The 19,794-nt window shown below is 69.3% G+C and carries 13 protein-coding genes and 1 pseudogene; 7 read left to right on the plus strand and 7 right to left on the minus strand.

Translation table 11 applies throughout. The features are described from left to right. Nucleotides 1-72 precede the first annotated feature (72 nt). The 3 genes from P1P75_RS27445 (at nucleotide 73) to P1P75_RS27455 (ending at nucleotide 3,548) form a co-directional block, all read left to right on the plus strand. Nucleotides 73-1,299, plus strand: a complete 1,227-nt coding sequence (locus P1P75_RS27445; protein WP_319260135.1) for an AAA family ATPase — start codon at nucleotides 73-75, stop codon at nucleotides 1,297-1,299. Then, on the plus strand, nucleotides 1,296-2,564 hold the full coding sequence (locus tag P1P75_RS27450) for a VWA-like domain-containing protein (protein ID WP_319260138.1): 1,269 nt from the start codon (nucleotides 1,296-1,298) through the stop codon (nucleotides 2,562-2,564). The genes P1P75_RS27445 and P1P75_RS27450 overlap by 4 nt, the downstream gene beginning before the upstream one ends. A 276-nt stretch (nucleotides 2,565-2,840) precedes the next feature. Next, nucleotides 2,841-3,548: a hypothetical protein gene (locus tag P1P75_RS27455; protein WP_319260140.1), complete on the plus strand. Its 708-nt coding sequence runs from the start codon at nucleotides 2,841-2,843 to the stop codon at nucleotides 3,546-3,548. Between the two features lie 155 nt (nucleotides 3,549-3,703). On the opposite strand, the gene P1P75_RS27460 is transcribed toward P1P75_RS27455, so the two are convergent. After that, nucleotides 3,704-4,039, minus strand: coding sequence for a helix-turn-helix domain-containing protein (locus P1P75_RS27460; protein WP_319260143.1), 336 nt, complete (start codon nucleotides 4,037-4,039; stop codon nucleotides 3,704-3,706). Between the two features lie 64 nt (nucleotides 4,040-4,103). On the opposite strand from P1P75_RS27460, the gene P1P75_RS27465 reads away from it, so the two are divergent. After that, nucleotides 4,104-4,946, plus strand: coding sequence for an NmrA family NAD(P)-binding protein (locus tag P1P75_RS27465; RefSeq protein WP_319260146.1), 843 nt, complete (start codon nucleotides 4,104-4,106; stop codon nucleotides 4,944-4,946). A 773-nt stretch (nucleotides 4,947-5,719) separates the two neighbouring features. Here P1P75_RS27465 and P1P75_RS27470 read toward each other — a convergent pair. Both P1P75_RS27470 and P1P75_RS27475 read right to left on the minus strand, forming a co-directional pair. Next, a complete protein-coding gene (locus P1P75_RS27470; RefSeq protein ID WP_319260149.1) occupies nucleotides 5,720-6,109 on the minus strand; it encodes a hypothetical protein in 390 nt (129 codons plus the stop codon). 103 nt (nucleotides 6,110-6,212) lie between these two features. Continuing rightward, a complete protein-coding gene (locus P1P75_RS27475; RefSeq protein ID WP_319260166.1) occupies nucleotides 6,213-6,629 on the minus strand; it encodes a hypothetical protein in 417 nt (138 codons plus the stop codon). Here P1P75_RS27475 and P1P75_RS27480 point away from each other — a divergent pair. Beyond that, a pseudogene (locus tag P1P75_RS27480) lies at nucleotides 6,570-7,051 on the plus strand (tyrosine-type recombinase/integrase); the annotation flags it as partial. The gene P1P75_RS27475 and the pseudogene P1P75_RS27480 overlap by 60 nt on opposite strands. Before the next feature lie 32 nt (nucleotides 7,052-7,083). Then, on the plus strand, nucleotides 7,084-7,533 hold the full coding sequence (locus tag P1P75_RS27485; protein WP_319260152.1) for a transposase: 450 nt from the start codon (nucleotides 7,084-7,086) through the stop codon (nucleotides 7,531-7,533). Here P1P75_RS27485 and P1P75_RS27490 read toward each other — a convergent pair. Further along, nucleotides 7,508-7,762, minus strand: coding sequence for a hypothetical protein (locus tag P1P75_RS27490; RefSeq protein WP_319260154.1), 255 nt, complete (start codon nucleotides 7,760-7,762; stop codon nucleotides 7,508-7,510). The two genes, P1P75_RS27485 and P1P75_RS27490, sit on opposite strands and share 26 nt — an antisense overlap. Between P1P75_RS27490 and P1P75_RS42100 the strand changes: the two genes are divergently transcribed. Beyond that, nucleotides 7,712-7,903 (plus strand): IS110 family transposase, encoded by a 192-nt coding sequence (locus P1P75_RS42100; protein WP_369076347.1) that lies wholly within the window; start codon nucleotides 7,712-7,714, stop codon nucleotides 7,901-7,903. The genes P1P75_RS27490 and P1P75_RS42100 overlap by 51 nt on opposite strands. Nucleotides 7,904-8,265: 362 nt before the next feature. Here P1P75_RS42100 and P1P75_RS27495 read toward each other — a convergent pair whose 3' ends face one another. From P1P75_RS27495 to P1P75_RS27505, 3 genes are all read right to left on the minus strand, one after another. Further along, nucleotides 8,266-8,658 (minus strand): hypothetical protein, encoded by a 393-nt coding sequence (locus P1P75_RS27495; protein ID WP_319260157.1) that lies wholly within the window; start codon nucleotides 8,656-8,658, stop codon nucleotides 8,266-8,268. A 6-nt stretch (nucleotides 8,659-8,664) separates the two neighbouring features. After that, nucleotides 8,665-15,621 carry an RHS repeat-associated core domain-containing protein gene (locus tag P1P75_RS27500; RefSeq protein ID WP_319260160.1) on the minus strand — a complete coding sequence of 2,319 codons (6,957 nt, stop codon included), beginning with the start codon at nucleotides 15,619-15,621 and terminating at the stop codon, nucleotides 8,665-8,667. Nucleotides 15,622-15,861: 240 nt separating this feature from the next. After that, the gene (locus tag P1P75_RS27505; protein ID WP_319260163.1) at nucleotides 15,862-19,512 is read right to left on the minus strand and encodes a LamG domain-containing protein; all 3,651 of its coding nucleotides are present in this window, start codon (nucleotides 19,510-19,512) and stop codon (nucleotides 15,862-15,864) included. Nucleotides 19,513-19,794 lie beyond the last annotated feature (282 nt).

The raw sequence follows: 19,794 nt of genomic DNA on the forward strand, positions 1-19,794 counted from the left end.
ACGGACTGGCCGCCGCCCGCGCCCGACTGGCCGCCCGCGGACTGCGGTTGATCCTCGACTTCGTGCCCAACCATGTCGCCCCCGACCTCCCCCGGCTCCCCACTCGACGTGGCCGGTGAGCTGTTGGCCCTGCTGCGCGACACGACGACCGAACCGCGGCCCGACACACAGCTGGAGGCCCTGACCCTGGCCGTGGCCGCCGATCTGCCCGTCCTGCTGTGGGGCGAGCCGGGGATCGGCAAGACCGCGGCCCTGACCCAGCTCGCCGAGTCCCTGGACCTGCCGCTGACCACGGTGATCGCCAGCGTGCACGAACCCTCCGACTTCTCTGGCCTGCCCGTCGTGGGGGACGATCCCGGCGTGCAGGGCGTACCGATGGCGCCGCCGGACTGGGCGGTGCGGCTGGTGCGGGCCGGTCGCGGGCTGCTGTTCCTGGACGAACTGTCCACCGCGCCCCCCGCCGTACAGGCCGCCCTGCTCCGGCTCGTGCTCGAGCGCAGGGTCGGCGCCCTGCGACTGCCGCCGGGTGTGCGGATCGTGGCCGCCGCCAACCCGCGGTCCTCCGCGGCCGACGGCTGGGAACTGAGCCCGCCGCTCGCCAACCGCTTCGTCCACCTCCAGTGGACCCACGACCACGATGTCGTCGTACGCGGCCTCGGCGGGACCTGGCCCCGGGCCACCCTGCCCCGGCTCGACCCCGGGAAGGTACGGGAGGCCGTGGACTTCGCCCGGCGCGCGGTGTGCGGGCTGTTGTCCGCCCGCCCCACGCTCGTGCACCGGCTGCCCAGCGGCGAAGCCCGCCGGGGCGGTGCCTGGCCGTCACCGCGCAGCTGGGACATGACGCTGACCCTGATCGCCTTCGCCACCGCCGCCGGCTCCTCGCGGGAGGTGCTGTCCCTGCTGGTCAGGGGGGCCGTCGGGGACGGTCCCGGGCTGGAACTGCTGGCCGGTCTCGACCGGATGGACCTCCCCGACCCCGAGGCGGTCCTCGCCGATCCGACGGGCGTCGACCTGCCCGAGCGGGGGGATCTGCGCCAGGCCGTGCTCGACGCGGCGGTCGACGCGGTCCGCAAGCGCCCGGACAAGTCCCGCTGGGACGCGGCGTGGACGCTGCTGGTCCGGGCGGTGGAGACCGGGGCGCCGGACCTCGTGGTCGTGCCCGCGACGACGCTGGCCTCACTGCGCCAGGGCGACTGGGACGTTCCGGCGACGATCGAACGGCTCGCCGGCGTCGTGTCCCTGTCCCACCGGGCGGACCGGGCGGCGGCCCGCTCGGTACCGGAGGGGGCACGCCGGTGAACCAGGACACCACGGGGACCCTGGACCTCGACAAGCTCTACGCCGCCCGGCTGCACGCCGCGCGGGTCCGTCCCTACCTGGCGACGGCCCTGTTCGCCCTGCACACCGTGGAGTCTCGGGACGTCCCGACGATGGCCGTCGACCAGCACTGGCGGTGCTACGTCTCGCCGTCGTTCGTCGACCGGACGCCGGTGGAGGAACTGGCCGGCGTCTGGGTGCACGAGGTGTCGCACCTGCTGCGCGACCACCACGGCCGCAGCGACCGGGTCGCCCGCCGGCGCGGCCTGACCGGACCCGGGGAACGGCTGCGGATGAACATCGCCGCGGACATGGAGATCAACGACGACGCCTTCGGTGAAGGGCTGCTGCGGCCCGCGGGAGCCGTGCGGCCCCAGTCGCTGGGGCTGTCCCAGGGCGAGCTGATGGAGGACTACCTGCGTCAGTTCCGACTCGGGCCGCGCACGCAGGAGTTGGCCTGGCTGGACTGCGGCAGCGGCGCCGACGGACTCGACCGCGCGTGGGACCTGGGCCCCGACGGCGCCAACGGTCTGAGCGAGCAGCAGCGGGACGCCGTCCGGTTCCGCGTCGCCCAGGGCATCATCGGCCGCCCCGGGCGCGCCCCGAAGAAGTGGCAGCGGTGGGCGGAGGAGGCGTTCCATCCGCCGCAGCCCTGGCGGGAGTTGCTGGGCGCGGCGGTCCGCTCCGCGGCCTCCGGCCCCGGCGTCGGCGAGGACTACACCTACGGCAGGCCCTCGCGGCGCTCGGCAGGAGTGCCCGGAGTCGTCCTGCCCAGCCTGCGGCGCCGACCGCCCCACGTCTCGGTGATCATCGACACCTCGGGGTCGGTCAGCGACGCCGAACTGGGCAGCGCGATCCTCGAAGTCGCCGCGATCGCCCGCGCCGTGGGCGGCCGCCGCGACCTGGTCACGGTGCTGCCGTGCGACGCGTCAGCCCGGATCGTGCACCCGCTCTGCCAGGGCGAGGGCATCCCCCTCATGGGCGGCGGCGGTACGGATCTGCGCACGGGCTTCGCCAAGGCGCTCCGGTCCCCGCCGCGGCCCGACGCCATCGTCGTCCTGACGGACGGTCAGACGCCCTGGCCCACCTCGCGACCGCCGTGCCGGACCGTGGTCGGGCTGTTTCCCCGCAGAGGCGGGGAGGAAGGGTCGTGGAACGAGGACGACCCCGACTACGTGCCGGACACCCCGCCCGCGTGGGCCCGGGTGGTGGAGATCGGCTCGGTGCCTTCGGGGGGAGGTCGCTGAGGTGCCGTGAGTCCGGCGAGGCGTCCGTGACGCCTGCCGGCCCCACCTCCTTGGTGGAGCTACCCCCACCTCCGGTTCGGTAGGCCGCTCCCTCGTTCCCGGGCGGGGAACACGGCATCGTTCAACGCGGCGGAAGTCACACCCGGTTGCAGCTCGACCGAAAGCCAGGCCGCCGACGTGAACCCAGTCCCAGCGGCCCGGGTCCCGCGTCCCGGTCGGGGTCCGGGTCCGGGTCCGGGGTCCCGAGTCCCGAGTCCCGCCCGGAAGGTATCCGCGATGTCGCCCGTCCTGTCGAAGCCGCAGCAGCCGCAGCAGCCACAGTCCGCGCACGAGGTGCTGACCACGGACGGCATCACGGCGACTCCGTCGACGACGCCCGGCCCGCTCGCCTCCTTCGTCCGGTTCGTGGTCTGCGGCGGCGGGGTCGGACTCCTCTCCGGCGCCGCCGTCCCCCTGCTGGCCACGCTGATGCCCTGGGCCCTGGCGAACGCGGTGATCACCGTCGCCTCGACGCTGGTGTGCACCGAGTTGCACGCCCTCTTCACCTTCGGCACCGGGCGACGCGCCGGGTGGCGCCGGCACCTCCAGTCCGCAGGTTCGGCCACGGCTGCCTACGGCGTCACCTGCGCCGCGGTCTTCGGGCTGTACGCGCTCCAGTCGTCGCCCGGCCTGCTCACCCAGCAGGCCGTCTACCTGGGCGCCGCCGCCCTCGCGGGCACGGGACGCTTTCTCGTGCTGCGGCTGTTCGTGTTCGCGGACGGGTCGCGGAAGGGAACGGCCGCGAGCTTTCAGGACGAAGCAGCAGCGGCCCCGGAGCGGGGAACGGCATCGGGCCCGGAGGGGGGAACGGCATCGGGCCCGGAGGGGGGAACGGCATCGGGCCCGCGGGGCGCAAGGGCCCCCGGCCCGGAGGGCGGAACCGCCGTGCCGACAGCTGCCGTACCGTCCGCCCTCACCCGGCCGGTCCTGGCCGTCGCCTGCTGACCCGGCGAACCGCCACCGCCACCGCCACCGCCGCCGCCACCGCCGCCGCGGCGCTGCGGTGTCCGGCCGCCGCGAGGCGTGCGAGGAACGGCACCGCCTCGGCGGTCGCCGCATAGAGCAGGGCCGCCGCCTCCGCGAGGGCGTCGGCGGGGCCGTCAGGCGGTGACTTCGGCCCCTGGGTCCGGCACCGCCATGGCCCAGGCCCCCATGGCCTCCAGGACATCACGCAGTCCCTCACCGAGAGGGGTCAGCTCGTAGACGACGCGCGGCGGGATCTCCGCGTAGGTGGTGCGGGTGACGATGCCGTGCCGTTCGAACTGGCGCAGCCGGCTGGTCAGCGTGTGGGGACTGATGCCGGGCAGGAGCTGGCGAAGCTCGTTGAAGCGCAGAGGGCCGTGAAGCAGCTCGCGCACGATCAGGGTGGCCCACGGGCCGTTGAGCAGGGTGAGGAACCGGGCGACTCCGCACTCGGGCAGACAGGGATCACTCATATTTCTGACCGTATCCCATTAGTGCAGTTGATGTAACTGGTGCATCGCATGCACTAATAGCGCCATGACCTACGTGATTCACGGCGCCACCGGCGCCCAGGGTGCCCCCGTCGTCGCCGCTCTCGCCGCCGCGGCCAAGCCCGTGACCGCCCTGACCCGCAACCCGGACGCCGTCGTCGACGGCGCACGCGTGGTGGCCGCCGACCACTCCTCCACGGAGGAACTGACAGCGGCGTACCGCGACGCCGACGCGGTGTTCATCCACCTGCCGGTCGTCTCCGAGGAGGACCGCCGAACCCATGCGCAGCACATCGTCGCCGCCGTCCGCGCGGCTCGTCCGGCCCGTGTGGTGTTCTCCACCAGCGGCGCACCGATCGACGCCGGCACCGGCGGCGCGGCCGCCATCCTGGCCGGCGGCCTGGCCGACGCCGGGGTGTCCCACGCGGTGATCGCGCCCACGTTCTACCTGGAGAACCTGCTCATGCCGTACGTCGTCGACGCTGTCCGCGAGCGGGGCGTCCTGCCCTACCCGATCCGCGCCGACTTCGCCGCCTCCTGGGCCTCGCACCTGGACATCGCCGACGCCGCCGTCGCCCTGTTCGACCGCCCGGACATCACCGGCGTGGTCACTGTCGGCCAGTACCCGGCGATCACCGGACCGGACCTTGCCGATGCGTTCGGCGCCCACTTCGGCAAGAAGGTGATCTTCGAGCCGATCACCCCCGAGCAGTTCCGCGGCTCTGTCGCGCCCCTGATCGGCGAGGGCCCCGCCGCCGACGTCGCCGCCTTCTACACGGCCATGAGCACGCTTCCCGACCGCTGCATCCCCGTGGAGAACTCCGCTCAGAAGCTGCTCGGTCTCACGCCCCGCACGACGGGCGAGTGGCTGGCCGGCATCGGCCTCTGACCACCATCAGCGGTCGGGCGGGCGGTGGCATCCGCCAGAGCGGCGACATCCGCCAGCTTGGTGGGGGATGCCGCCACCCGCCCCGACACGCCGAGCAGGTTCTGTTTCGCGCCCTCATGGCGTAAGACGTCGTTTCTAAGTACCTGGACGCCTGGCTGAAGGACCGTGCGACAGCGGCTTCCACAGCGACACAGCCCCGCGCACAGTGCGTACGCCGGGACCAGCGAACGGCTGACCCACCGGGAGACGCGCCTCGTCCTCACCATGACCGCGACACTCGCCTTGTGCCACCATCCCGGTCGACAGCCCTTGCGGCACCTGCCAGCAGGTCGGCGGCCACGCCTCGACCTCCGACAACGCCTCCCGCGGCCGGCCCGGCCCGCACACCGCACCACACCTGCCGTGACGAAGGGCCGCACCGCCCGCGCCCGTTGGGTGAGGGTGACCTCTGGGAACAAAGGTGATGAGGGGTCAGCAGGCCCTGCCACATCTCGATCCCGCGGGGCGGAACGTGAGCCTCAGCTCACCGTGGCGAAGACCGCCGCCGGACCGATCGCATCGAGCGTGAAGTCCTCATGCCCGACACGACGCGCGAATTCCGTGAGACCTGCGAACCTGCCGCCAGATCACGTGCTCCGACTGAGTTCTGGCGGAGGGGCGGTACGCGGACATCGAGGTGTGGGAGTTCGGAGGACGGAGGTGATCGCGGGCAGAGGAGAACGCCTGAGGGTTGTCCCGCGCATGATCTCCCAGAGTGCGGAACGGCCCGGGCCTCAGCTGCGGCGGCCCGGACCGACGCCGGCCAGCCCCGTCCCGAGAAGGACGTACGCGGCGAGGGCCAGGACCGGTATGTGCCCGCCTGCCCGGTCGATGTCGTCGGTGAAGTACCCGGACAACCCCAACCAGACCAGCCCACCGACTGCCACCAGCACGGTGTTGCTGGTCTCCCCCATCATCCGCATGCCGGCCCACAGCAGAAGAGGCATGAGAACCCAGGAAGCGGCTGTGGTGAGCAGGAACTCGAAGGAGCCGGAGAACATGGCGTCTCCGCTTTCGGCTGCGCTGTCGCGTGCCCACGTGTAGCCGGAGGACATGAGGGTGTGGCAGGCCGCGGTGGCGGCGGCGACGGTGATGGCGCCCTTGGCGAATCGTATGTACCGCATGGCGGGAATCCTCGCTCTTCGCAGGCCGATGGGCCCCAACACGGTGCGTTGGGGCCCACGGATGTGTGCGGACGGGGACCATGGGTGGTCTGTCCTTCAGGGGCTACAGGGCGCGCTCCAGGGCGTTGGCGTAGAGCCGGGCACCGGAGATCTTCGGGTGGAACGACTTCATCGAGGGGTTGGGCGAATCGTTGTCCGCCTCGGACCGGCCGGTGAGGACGATACCGTTGATCGATTCGGGGTCACCGCAGATGGCTTTGCCTTGGAAGTCCGGCGCGGGGTCCACGAAGGTGGCTCCGACCGACGTCGCGGCGGCCTTCATCTCCTGGCTCAGCTTCGGAGCGACCTCGTCGTTCAGCCACGGCGCCTCCTCGGTTCCGATACCCGGGATGCACTGACCGTTCCCGGACAGGACCGGCGGGTAGCCCACGAGGTAGATCTTGGCCTGCGGCGCACGGACCGCGAGCAGCAGCAGCGAGAGCGGGAGGCCGCAGGCGCCTCGTGGCAGCGCAGCGGGCACGTGTTCGTCACTGTGCAGAGCGAACCGATCGACCCGACCAACCTCACCCGCGCCTTCGCCACGCTCCTCCGCAAGGCCGGCCTCCGCCGCATCCGTTTCCACGACCTCACGCATTCCACCGCGACTCTGCTCCTGGAGCAGGGGGTCGAACTGGTCGTGATCAAGGAACTCTGCGGCCACGCCCACCTCAGCGTCGCCGCCGGCGTCTAGCCCACGTCCGACTCCGCCTTCAACGCGGCGCCATCGACACGCTCAGCACCACACTCGACGGCCCCACGATCACCGAAACGGCCAACGGAGACGGCGACGAAGCGCCGCCCTCGTCCGCTGATGCGATGAAAGGAGCGGGGCCTCCCGGTCCTGCCGGGTGCGCAGGATGCTCGGCTCAGGTGGACGTCCAAACTCGGGAAGGCCCTCGATAAACACACCGTACGACGGTCCGCAGCGGGTGGGAATGGACCTGCACCGGCGGCATTCGGTACTGGTGCGGATGGCATCGGACGGGACGCGGCTGGGCAAGACGGTCCGCTTCGCCAACGATCCGGCCCGGCTCAAGCGGGAGATCGCCAAGGCGGGGCCGGAGGCAAAGGTGGTGCTGGAGGCCACGCTCGGCTGGTACTGGGCGGCCGACGCGCTGACCGAGGCCGGAGCCGAGGTGCATCTGGCCCACCCTTTGGGGGTGAAGGCATTCACCTGCCGGCGGGTGAAGAACGACGAGCGGGACGCCGCAGATCTCGCCGATCTGCTGCGGCCGGGGCGGCTTCCGGAGGCCTGGCTCGCCCCGCCCGGGACGCGGGAGCTTCGGGAGCCGGTGCGCGGCCGGCACAAGCTGGTGAACCTGCGCACCAGCTGCCGCAACCAGGCCCACGGGGTAGTGGTCAAGCTGGCATCGCGGTGCCCATGAGCGACCTGTTCGGCACCGCGGCGCCGCCTTCCTCGACGACCTGCCGCTGCGCGCGGTAAGGGGCGCGCTTGACACGCAGCTCGCCCGGCTCGATCGGCAGATCGCCACCCGGCTCGCCGACCACCCCGGCTACCAGGCGATCCAGACCATCGGCGGGATCGGCCCGGTCCTGGCCGCCGTGTTCACCGCCGAGATCGGCGACGTCACCCGCTTCCCCGACCCGAAGCACCTGTGCTCCTGGGCCGGGCTCACCCCGCGCCACCGCGAGTCGTATCTGAAGGTGGTCCGCGGGCACATCACCAAACAGGGCTCCAAACTGGTGCGCCGGGCGGGACGCCGATGGCGGTGGCGAGGCCGCTCCGCTGACTGATCCCGTCGGCCGTGTGCCGAACCACACCATGCCGCACCGCAGCAGCGACGCGGACGCGGCGGAGGGACGACCGGCAGCCCGAGCGCCGCCACCTCAGCATCACACCTGGTGAACAACACCCACCCACATCCCGCCCCCGGCGGGACCACAGCACACCACCAGGGAATGGGACATCCCCGCTCCCTCGCCTCAGCACACCCTCAACCCGATCAGCAACCAGACGAACCCAAACAAACCGAGCACTTGACCGGCCCCACCCTTTCAGGGATGACGTTGCCGTCAGCGCTGCCGTCAAGGGCAACTTCTGTATCCCGGAAACGCCGCCGGGGAGTAGGTTCGAACCTACTCCCCGGCGGCGTTCATTACTCCACAGACCAGGCATCCCCAAAGCCGCCAGGGAAACCCCTCAGGAATTCCGAGACAGCACCGATGGCTTCAGATTGAGTAACCAGCGAAGATCGCTCAAACAATCCCATCTGGCCACCACAGATCAGTTCGACCTGTTCCGAACCGGCATCAGGCTCCGTCAGCTGAAGAATCTCCCCATCGACCGACTCGCCGGTAACCAGGTAGAGATCTGGACCACCCGCAACCGACAAGTATCGGAATGGCTCGTCTTCCGTCACGGAAATCTCGGTAAATCGATTCCCATCAAGGTCCGCGATGGATCGGATAATCCGCTCCAGTTCAGGATTCTCAACTTCCCAATCGCGAGTCTTGGAGCCGTCCCTGTCGTCTCCTGCCAGCGTAATCACGATACCCTACCCCAACGGCCTTGGCGTGGACGGTCTTCGTACTGCGTTGATTGTAAAGATTCCGGAAGGTGAATGTACCAGCAATTCCTCAACACCTAGGCCACGCATCAGCGACCCGACTCCACCTGTCGCACCACACGATCGGCAGAAGTCGCGATCCACATGGAGAACGGCTCTGGTGCCAGTCGCCCCAACATTCTTCGCCTGCTGGAAAACGTCTGCTTCAGCGTGCGTCTTCGTCTGAGCATTCACCCGTATGTCGACCGGCCGACCATGCGCATTCCTTCCGAAGAAGACCTGTCCGTCGATCTGTAGGCGGGCCGCCGTGAACGCGTCGTCTGCACTACCGCGAGCAGGCATTCCTACACGCGCTCGATAAGACGCGAGTTCGCTCCAACCGCAGTTGTGAACAAGTACCGGCGTAGCCCCCGCCAGCACATAGTATGCGTGGATGTCGTCGATGGTGAGGTCGTGGGTGCGCTGGCGCTTCGTGTAGTGGTGGAGGGCCGTGATCTGGACCTTCACGCCCGCGCTCGTGCGCAGCCACTGGCCCGTTGTCAGGTCGCCGGCCGGGACCCATTCGCGTAGGTCGGGGACCCAGAACGGGTGGGTGTCGGTGGCGACGATGCTCGACAGGGAGTTTCCTGTCGCGACGGTGATCTCCGTGAAGTCCTTGTCGTCCTCGGTCCGGATGGTTTCGAGGACCTTCTTCTCCACGTTTTCGGCATTGTCGCCGGTCTCGACGTCGGTCGTGACGACGGTGTCGCCGACTTCCACGTCCTCGATGTCCTTCGTTTTGCCGTCGGCCATCAAGACCTTGGTGCCGGGCAGGAACGAGTGACACTTTCCGAGGATCCTCGCGATGCCCTTCTCGGCCAGCTTTCCGACGCCGCTGGCGGCGACGCCGCCGACGACGTTGCTGGCGGCGCCCCAGATGGCGCCGTTGGCTTGGGCCGAGAGTTGGCCGGTGACGCTGTCGTCGGCTCCCGGGGTGAGGGCGCTTTTGACGGCTGTGCCGGCTGCACCCGATATCGCACCGCAGCCGGCCACGGCCCCGAATCCGGCACCGCCGGAGACGAAGCCGGCGCCGACGGCAGTGAACGCGCAGCCTGAACCGACGGCGATCTCGGTCCCGATTGCGAGGACCTCGCGGTGCTCAACAGCCCATTCCTTGCCGTCCTCCCAGGCATTGTTGACGCCACACAAGGAGAACCAGCCGCAGTCGTCGTCGGCCTTGTCGCCTCCGCCGTGGTCGCCGCTCGCCGTGCCCCCACTGTTGTTTCCGCCGCCGCTCGCCGTTTCCCCGCCGCCGCCTGAGGAAGACGTCCCGCCGCCGGGGTTGATTGTCCCCGGCCCGCACTCCCTCCAGCCTCCGGTGCACTCGGCCAGGCGGGTGCCCGTCGGGTCGGAGAAGGTGAGCGGGTTCTGGGTGCCGTAGCTGTACCCGTTGAGGGTCTGGGCCTTGTCGGTTTCCAGGAGGGGGTCGACGCTGATGAACTGGCCGATGGTCGCGTCGTATTGCCGGGCTCCGATATGGGTGAGACCGGTCGTCTTGTCGAGTGTCTTGCCGAGGAAGCCCTTGTCGGTTCCCCACGTGCCGACGGATCCGCCGCGGTCCTTACCGAAGGGGCTCATGAAGCGCTTGGTGACCGTCTGCGAGGCGTCGGCCGTGATGCTGAGGCTCTGCGTGCCGTGGTGGTCACCGGCGAGGAACGACAGCTTGTTGACGCCCTGTTCGTTGGAGCGGATGGCGACGACGGCGTCGCCTGCCGTGTAGGTGCGCTGCGCCCAGGCCGCTGCTCCGCCCGCGGGCAGGTGCAGCTCGGTGGCGCCCGCGTACAGGATGCGCTCGCCGTTGTCCGTGCTGCGGATCAGCAGTTCCCCGCTGGCGTCGTAGAGGTACTGGGTCGTCGCCTTCCCCGTCTCGGCGAGTTTCGTGAGACGGCCCTCCGCGGACCAGATGAGGTCCTGCTGGGCAGTGTCCCCGGGGCGCTTGACGGTGTTGCCGGCGGAGTCGTAGTCGTACACCTTGTCCTTGGCCGGGTCGACCGCGCCGCACTCGGACCGAGCGGTCGTGAAACGCAGGGCGTGCGGCTGCTCGTCGGCGTCGTAGCAGTACCTCGTCGTGGAATTGTCGGCGGTGGCGTGCTGTGTCTCCGTCTCCCGCTGGCCCGAGGTGTTGTACGTGTACGAGGTCCAGTACGGGACCGGGCCGGACAACTGGCCGGCGTCGCGGGAGGTCGCGCAGTCCTTGGAGGCGGGGGTCCATGCCTCGGCCAGGCGGCGGTAGCCGTCGTAGGCGAAGCACTGGGTCTCGGGCCGGCTGCTGCCGCCGAGGCTGGTCGGGTCGGCGATCGAGGTGACGTTGCCGGCCTGGTCGAAGGTGTAGTTGAGGTCCTGCAGCATGTACGAGTGGGTCTGGTCCGTGACATTGCTGTTGGTCAGGCGACCGGTGCCCTGCTCGTACGTGTTGGTGACGTAGACCTTCCGGGCATCGGCGCCGCCCAGGCCCAGAGTGAGAGTGCGGACCTGGCCGAGGGCCGTGTAGTCCACGTTCTGGACGTAATCGGTGGTACCCCTGACCGAGGTGAGCTGACCCAGGTCGCCGTAGCCGTACTTGACGGTCTCGGCGGGCAGTCCGCCGAGGGCGGGCGCGGAGACGGTGTCCGTGGTTCCGTCGATGCGGTACGTCGTCGTGTACGTCAGTTTGCCGTTCGGGACGGACGCGGTGATCGGGTCGCCCGCGGGCAGTGTGAGTTCCGTCGCCGTGGGACGTTTGAGCTCGTCGTAGGCGGTGACCGACTTGGTGTAGGCGTCCCCTGTCTCACCGCCTACATAGCGGGTGGAGGCGGCCGGGAGCCCTTTGTAGGACGTCGCGTCGTAGGTCTGCTTGGTGAGCAGGTTCTCGGGCTTCCGTTCCCCGGACCACGTCGCGGTGGGCCGACCGATCACGTCGTAGGCCGTGCTGACGCTCTTCCCGCCGGTGGTGGTCTTCACCGGCCGGTCGAGGAGGTCGTAGTCGGTGGTGGTCAGGCCCTTGTCCGGGTCGATGGCGTTCTTCTGACGGCCGAACAGGTCGTAGGCGTAGGTCCAGGAGGAGCCGTCGGGGCCGGTGATCTTCTGCTGTTTGCCGTCCAGGGTGTAGGTGAACGCCGTCGCGGCGTACGGCGTGGAGAGCATGCCTCCGTACTGGGCGTCCGTCGGGCTGGTGCCCGCGTACTGCCGTGTCTCGGTGGTCTGGCCCCTGACATCGGTGATTGTTCGCGCGGCGGACCCGCCGGCGGGGGCAGTGGTGGCGACCGAGTCACCGGTGTAGGTGGTGGTGGTCTTCTGCTTCTCCACGCCCAGGACGAGCAGGGTGCTGGAGGTTGCCCGCTGGGCGCCGTCGTAGGTGGTCAGCGTCTGTGCGGGTGCCTCACCGTATTCGGCGCGGGTGTAGGTGCCGTTGGGCGTGCTGGTGTTGTCGAAGATGTCCGCGTACGTCTCGTGGGCGAGGCCCCGTGAGTCGTAGCGCGTGTCGGTGAGGAGCCTGCCTCCTTGCGGGGTCGGCTGCTGGGCCTGCAAGGATCGCAGCAGCGAGTCGTAGATCGCGTAGCTGGTCTTGTAGGTCTGGCCGTCGGCCTTCAGAGTGGAGCTGGAGACCCAGGACGGACCGGTGTTGCTGAGGTTGTACGCGAACTTGCTGTTCGGGCTCTGCGAGCTGCGGTCGCGGTTGGGCATCCAGACGTCCGTCGCGCGGCCGAGCGCGTCGTAGGCGATCTCCGTCTTCTTCAGGTTCGCGTCGTAGATGCGCAGGGGCAGTCCACGGCGCGGGTCGACGAAGGTGACGTTCTGGTGGCCCACGGCGTTGGCCTGGAGCGTCCGCGTCAGCGGCCCCGCGGTGGCGGGCGTGTAGGCCGTGGTGGTCGACTTCAGGTCGGCGTTGGTGACCTTGGTCGGCCGGCCGAGCACGTCGTAGGCCGTGGTGGTGCCCTTTTCCCAGGTGACCGAGCCGGCCGTGCCGTAGGCCGCGGCCCGGCCGACCCAGGTGGGAAGGCCTGTGGTCGGCTGCATCGTCGGGGTCCATGTGAGGCCGTCGTAGGCCGTCGCCTTGTCGGACAGGACGTTGCCACGGGTGCCGTTGGCGGCTTCCAGCTTCAGGTCTGTTTCGGCGAACGTGCAGCCGAGGGCGACGGTGCGCACGCGTGAGACCAGGTTCTTCAGTCCGACGGTGTCGTTGTCGGCGTACCAGGTCTGCGTGCACGTCTCGTCACCGCTCTTGGCGGCGTCACCGGTGTCGAGGACCTTGACGGGCCGGCCCTCGGCGTCGAACTCCACGGTGTCGGCGGCAGTGGACCGCCAGTTCTGCGAGGCCGTGAGATAGGTGTACGAGGCGGTCTTCTTCGTACGGACGAAGCGGGCCACGTGGTCGCCGGCGTCGGGCACGTCGGTCTGGCGGACCGTCTCCTTCGACCAGGGCGCAGTGCTGGTGGCCGAGATCGGGGTGGTGCCGTCGTAGGTGACCTGTTCCAGTTGGGTGCCGCTGAACTCGTCGCTGTCCTTGAGGGCGGCCAGACCGATCGCGGGCTCGGTCAGTGGGGCGATCGAGACGGACTTGGTGGTGCCGTCCTTGTTGGGGTCGCCGTCCATGCCCTGCATGTACAGCGAGACCGTCCTCGACCGCGCCGGGGCGTTGCGGGAGCCCTTGTAGACGGTGACCTGACGGTGGCCACGCCAGTCGGACCAGGTCCGTTCCGCCTTGGGCACGAATGGGTCGTCGTCGTAGTGCCAGGCCGCGCCGCTGTACGTGTACTCGTTCTCGACGGCGTCGTTGTGGCCGGCGGGATCGGTGGTGCCCACGGCGAGGACGCGGTACTTGTGGAACCAGTCGACGGATGCGTCCTGCGCTCCGTTGACGTTCCAGAACCGCGGGTAGCAGCTGCGGGTGTTGGTGTCCTGTGGTGCGGTGAGCACCTGGCTGCGGACGCACTCGGGCGCGGACAGGTTCACCGTGGTGATGGCGCCTGTCTCGGAGGTGATGGTGGAGATACGCGGCCGGGTCATGGGCAGGATGTCGTCCGTGCCGTCCACCCTGTTCGGCCGCATCTGATAGGTGAACGAGAGGGGCTGCGCCGTGATGGCGGTGCCCGCCTTCGCGGTCCGCTTGATCGACTGGAGCGTCAGCACCTGGTCGGACGTGTCGCCGATGTCGCCGCCGTCGAGGAACTGCTGGGTGAAGGCCCAGGTGTCGACCGGGTCGTAGGCGCTGGTCGCCGCGTTCCAGGAGAAGGTGTTGACGCCGGTGAGGCGCTTACGGGTGAAGAACGACGGAGACTGGGTGAGGCATTCGGTGGAGTCCTTGGCGCAGATGGCGTCGAAGGGCACGTCGGGCCAGTTGTCGGCGGTGTCCTTGGTGAGGGACGTGCAGTCCGCCGCTGTGCACCGCTCGGCGTAGTCGAAGGTGACCTTGGCGTCGGCCTTGTCGGTGAAGAGCTCGCCCTTGCGCAGACCGTAGGTGATCTCTTTCAGACGGCCGCTGCGCACGTACTCCGCGTCGGCCTTGGTCGCCTTGTTCTTCTTGTAGTAGTTCGTGTCCTTGTCGTACCAGTACGTGGATGCGTTGCCGCGGGTGTCCACGACGGAGTCGAGGTTCCAGCGCCAGGCCTGGGTGACGGCCCGCTCGGCGAAGGTACTGCCCGCCGTGTAGCCGGGCTCCCCTTGGTCGTCGCCGAAGACGGGAACGGTCCAGGTGGAGTTGGTGCGCTGGGTGGTGGCGCCGTCGAGCTTGTCCTGGCCGAAGACGTACGTGGTGCCGTCACTCGTGACGACCTTCCAGTACTCGCCGTTGTCATCACCGTTGGTGGCGCCGGTCAGCCGGGTCACCGTCGAGGAGTCGTCGTTCTCCAGCTTCCACACGTCGGCCGTCGAGGTCTTCACCAGCCGGGAGGACTTGCCGTTCAGTACGAGACGTGCGTTGTCATACGCCCAGCAGCGGTCGCTGATGTCCTTCTGGCCGTCGTCGTCGCAGCTCCTGTAGGAGCGCTCGATGTAGGACTCGGTGAGGGTGAAGCCCTCGCCGACGGAGGTGGGCTGGTTGTTGGTGGTGGCGGTACGGCCGTCCACGCTGCCGGAGTCGTACGAGATGCTCGGAGTCGGAGCGGGTCCGGCCGCGGCGGGCGGCATCGAGAGGTTGTACGTCCAGGCGAACGCGCCGGAGCTGCTGCCCGCCGCCCAGGAGGACGAGGAGGTGAGCGGGGTGGCGCTGTAGTCGCCCGTGCCCTTCGCCGACTGACCGCCGCCCGAGGCCGTCAGGGCCATGACAGCGGAACCGCTGGCAGAGCCGAGCTGCGGCGAGGGGCCGCCGGTCCTGGCGGGAAGGGCGACCTCGGCGGATACCGCCCGCTCAGCGGCGTCGTTGTGCGATCCGAGCGGAGTCTGGACCCGGCACTGCGCCTTGTCGGGCGTGGTCAGGGCGCACTCCGGGAGCCGGACGAGCTGGAGCCGTCCGGACCAGCTGCCGCCGACGGCGGAGGCGAAGGCCTCGTAGTCGACGCCGATGCGGGCCTTGCCCGCGACCTCGGCACCGGCTGTGAGGACCACACCGGTGATGCCCAGCCGGTCCGCCACACCCTGGTCGAGAACGGTGACGGTGGCGTCCGTGCCCTTGGCGAGAGCGTCTTTGCCCTGCACGGGGGTGAGAGTGACCGGCAGGCCGCCGGGCGAAGCCGCGATCGAGCTGCCTCCCAGCGTCAGATCGACGGAGTCCGCCTTGGGCCAAGCGTCGCCCTGCTTCTGCTCGGTGACGCCGCGCCGGGCCTGGGCGGCGTTGCCCCGCTGCTCGTTGGTCACGCGCTCGCGGGCCGCCTTCGCCCCGAGGCCGGTGACCGGCTTGACCTTGCTGACTCGCTGCGCGGGCGGTTGGGGACGCCCGAGCCCGCCCTTCGCACCGTCGGCTGCCGCGACCGGCGTGAGACCGAGCGGCACGGACAGCGCCACGGCGAGGGACAGCGCCAGGAGCGCTCGGTGGCGCCTGCGGCGGGACCTCCCCTGCCGTGTGTCCGAACTACCTATGCCGAATACCACAGATGCTCTTCCCGTCCTTCGCACAGGTGTGACGGCGTGCGTCACGTGTGGAAATTGCTTCGGGCGTCGTCCGCCCGTGACAGGGCCGGGCCGGGCGGCACTGCGCGTGCGGTGCCGCCCGGCCCGACCGGCCGGCTCGGATCAGGAACCGACCTGTGCCTGGATCTGGTTCTCGTTGTTCATGGCACCGGCCCAGACCCGTACGCCGGTGACCTTGGCCGGCAGGTAGTGCTTGTACGCCGCGCCGGACATGCCCTTGCCGACCGCGATCTCGCCCGTGCCGCTCTGGGCGGAGTACTGCTGCCATTCGGCGTCCTGCTTGTTGACGACCCGGAGCGCGATCTTGCCGCTCTGAGCGTCGAAGATGCCGGTCAGGCGAACCCCTGTGTCGAGAACGGCTTCCTTTTCCGACTGGACGCCGGTGAAGGTGGATCCGTCGGCGTTCAGCCGTCCGAAGAACCAGTAGCCGACCGGCACGGTCACCTCGACCATCTCCACGTCGTCGAATACCGACCTGCTGCTGGTCCGCTTGAACCACAACCCCCAGGAGGAGCCGTCCGCCGTCCGCTCCCCGACGACCTGGCCGATGTAGCCGTCAGGCTTGTTGTTGATCTCGGCGCGGTCCAAAGACACCTGCGTCGACACCGTGAACGAGCCCTTGTTGTCGATGATCGGACCGGCGGCAGCAGCAGCGTCCTGCCCGCCATTGAGGACGATTTTCCCTGCGCTGACGGCCGCTTCGCCTTGCAGCGTCAGCGAGCGGCCGTAGCCCGAGGTGTCCGCGACGGTGGTGACGCCGTCCTCGACACCGCCGGCGGACCAGTCGGCGACGAGTTCCACGCCCGTCATGCCGCCGGGCAGGAGCAGTCGGGCCTCGTCGGCGACCTCGGAGTCGATGAGGGCCCGCTGCCATGCCGCGACCTCGTCGATGGAGCCCTTCCAGTAGTCGTAGTAGGCACCACGCCACCAGGCGCGGCCGAACTGCAGGCGGCCGGTCGACGTCCAGGACGGGACGACGGTGTCCGTGCCCTGAAGCTCACCGTTGACGTACAGCTTGATGAGCTTGGTGTCGTTGTCGTACACGGCGGCCAGGTGCGTCCACACGTCAACGACCGCCGGCTGCTTGGACTGGACGATCTGGTTGCTGATGTCACCGTCCGTCGCGTCCTTCGGAGAGGTGCGCAGCTCCCACTTCTTGGAGTCGGCCCGGTAGCCCAGGTAGAAGGCGCTGTACCAGCCGCCGCTCAAAGCAGGGTCCTGGCCGAGAGTTGTCGCGTTGCGGCTGCCGTCCGTCAGACGCACCCACGCGGAGACGGTGTACGACGATCCGGTGCCCAGGACCGCACCGTTCGTGGCGGCGTACCCGGTGGCGCCGTCAAGGGCCAGGCCCTTGTCGATCACGTTCTCCTCCAGGGGCAGGCCCTGGGCGTCATGGGTGATCTTTCCGCGGCGGCCACTGTCGTCACGGGCGGCCGGCCCGGTGAGCACGGCGTCGGAGGCGCCGCCAGTGGGGGCGCTGTCCAGGGCTGTGCCGTCGGCCTCGTCGAAGTGCCAGCGGCCGACGGGGGCGTCGCCCTTGGCGACCTTGAGCTGAGCCCCCCTGGGGGCGCCCGGACGTCCGAGGACGTCCTTCGCCCGTACTTCGAGGACGTACGTGCCCTCCGCCGGCGGCTTGATGCTGGCCGTGAGGACGCCAGGGGCGAGGGTGGTCCAAGTGGTGGCTGGCGTCCCCGTGTCGCTTGCTTCGCCCAGACGGTACTCGTACTGCTTGATGTTGGTATCCCCTGCGGCGGGGCCGAATGTGAAGCTGCCGACCACGCCGGGCGCACCGGCCGCCGGGCAGTTGTCGGGAAGGCACTCGATGTACGGGCCGTTGAACGTGACGGTGGGCTGCTTGGGCGCGGTCGGGTCTACCTTGAAGTAGCACCAGGTGACGTAGCCCGAGGACTGCGAGTAGGCGCCGTTGTCGTAGAAGGCCTGGGTGAGCGAGCTGTAGCGGTGCAGCGGCCCTTCCTTCAGGGCGCTGGTGCTCGGCCACGAGGTGGTCACCTTGACGTTGTCGCCGACGAAGCCCGTTCCGGAGGGAGCGGCGATGCCTGAGCCGGACCAAGTGCCGTCCGCGGCCTGCGACTCGATGCGCAACCACGCCTTCAGTCTGGCCCCGCTCTCACCGCCGGCCGCTGTCTGCGGCGTGGAGTTCAGCGTCGGCGTCGGATCGGAGACGATGGCCGGATCCGCGGCGTTGGTGCTGCACAGCGCCGTGCCGGATCCACCGACGATACCGACGCCCGTCGGCTTGGCCGGGTAGGCGACATAGCTGACCCGGAGCACGGCGTCGTTCCGGAAGCGCTTCCAAGCGGCCGCGTCGCTCTCATCGTGGGCACGGATTTCAAGCGTCAGCCGGGAGAACCTGCCTGCCGCGAAATCCTGCACGGTCGGGGTGAGGTTCTCGTTCGGCTCGTCCGCGGCGTCGTTGAACTCAATGGGGGCGTCGGGGGAGTCGGGATCGCACAGCGAGCCGCGTCCGGCGGACACGTACCGGTCGACCAGCCAGTCCAACTCCTTGGGACGGGTTGTCCACGTCGTCGTGGAGGAGATGTTGTCAGTACGGACCAGGTCGACCCAGCGGGGATCGCACTGGAAGGCCCACGGCTCGGTCACCGCGAAGGTGGCGTCGAGGACGCGCTTGCCCTTGAGACTGTCGGGCGCGAACTCGAAGTAGAGCCGCTGGACGTAGCCCGGGCCGCAGTAGTAACCGTTCCACGAGCCGCACTTGCCGGCGCCCTGGCCGACGTTGTCGGTGCCGTTGCCCCAGCCGTACGACTCGTACCCGTCGGACCTGAGCAGCGTGCGCTCGGACTCGCCCCAGGTGACAGTCGGATCGATGAAGATCGGGTAGGCGTCGGCCGCGGTACCGGTCAGCATGTCCGCGTCCGGGACGACGGACAGCGAGTCCTGGGTCACCCTGACGTCCATGCGGGAAACGTTGTCGCCCTGGCCCGGCTCCAGGCCGGTCCCCGAGGCTGCCTGCTCAGACGGATCGCTGGGCGTGGGCTGCGCGTCGCTGGCGGTCTGCTTCATGAGCTGCGGACCGGTACCGGTGTCGGAGGTGGTGTCCGTGGTGGCGGCCCTTCCCGCGGAGTCCCACATCTGGGCGGGCGGGGATCGGAAAACGGTGTTGCCGTTGCCGTCGACGGCGGCGAGGTTGCCTGCGGCGCCCTTACGGACTGCGAGACCTTCGGTCTTCAAATCGAAGGTGAGCTCCTTGAGCGCCGGGTTCGCGGCTGCCTGGGGCGTCTTGACGACGAGGACCTGCTGGAAGCTCTCGACGGTTGCCGTGAGCTTGAGGTCGACATCCGGCAGAACGTTGCGGTAGACCGCGTTCGCCCCGTCGAGTTCCGGCGCGGGGAGGTCCGCCTTCCAGTCCAGCTCGAGAGAGTTCCCACGAGCGGCGATCTTGACGAGAGGTTCGTCGTCCGCTCCGCCGGAGAAGATCATCTCGGCCGATGCCGCCCTCGGGCCGACCGTTCCGTCGGCGCGGTGCTCCAGCGTGGCGTCCGGGATCTGCCAGCCGCCACCGGGCTTGGCTACGCGGATCGGCACCGAGTGCTGTTCCAGCGTGAAGGTGAACCCGTCGGGATTGGCGAACACGCTCGTGCGCTCGCTCCGCTCCCCCTGCACCTCGACACGCTGGCCTAATTCCTTGGCCTGCTCCAGTGCACGGTGCGCTTCATCGAGCGCGGACGCGTCCGCAGCTGGCACGGTGGCCTGCGCCACTGGGACAGGAACCACCAGCCCGACCGTCATAGCCGACAGAGCGACCACCGCACTTCGGGCATACCGAAGTACCCCCCGTCTCTTCACAATCCCCACCCCTGTGTAGCGCAAACGTTCACAGACGGGGTTACTCAACGGCGTGATCCACTGTTGCGTCAAGGGAAAAGGGGGCGGCCTGGAACGTACTGATCCGTCCGTCTAACCTCGCGCTTTCACGAGGTGGGGCGTCCGAGGCTTGATCAAATAAGCGGAGAGTGCTCCTGACCTGCAACGATGGGACTTGTCGAGGGTCCTGTT

This window comes from Streptomyces sp. ID05-39B (genome assembly GCF_033794725.1).
GTDB classification, from domain to species: Bacteria; Actinomycetota; Actinomycetes; order Streptomycetales; family Streptomycetaceae; genus Streptomyces; species Streptomyces bobili.

What these genes read in the sequence shown, in the direction of transcription:
- P1P75_RS27485 (WP_319260152.1), top strand. Translation starts at nt 7,084, where the DNA reads ATGGACCTGCACCGGCGGCATTCGGTACTGGTGCGGATGGCATCGGAC.
- P1P75_RS27455 (WP_319260140.1), top strand. Translation starts at nt 2,841, where the DNA reads ATGTCGCCCGTCCTGTCGAAGCCGCAGCAGCCGCAGCAGCCACAGTCC.
- P1P75_RS27460 (WP_319260143.1), bottom strand. Translation starts at nt 4,039, where the DNA reads ATGAGTGATCCCTGTCTGCCCGAGTGCGGAGTCGCCCGGTTCCTCACC.
- P1P75_RS27445 (WP_319260135.1), top strand. Translation starts at nt 73, where the DNA reads ATGTCGCCCCCGACCTCCCCCGGCTCCCCACTCGACGTGGCCGGTGAG.
- P1P75_RS27470 (WP_319260149.1), bottom strand. Translation starts at nt 6,109, where the DNA reads ATGCGGTACATACGATTCGCCAAGGGCGCCATCACCGTCGCCGCCGCC.
- P1P75_RS27465 (WP_319260146.1), top strand. Translation starts at nt 4,104, where the DNA reads ATGACCTACGTGATTCACGGCGCCACCGGCGCCCAGGGTGCCCCCGTC.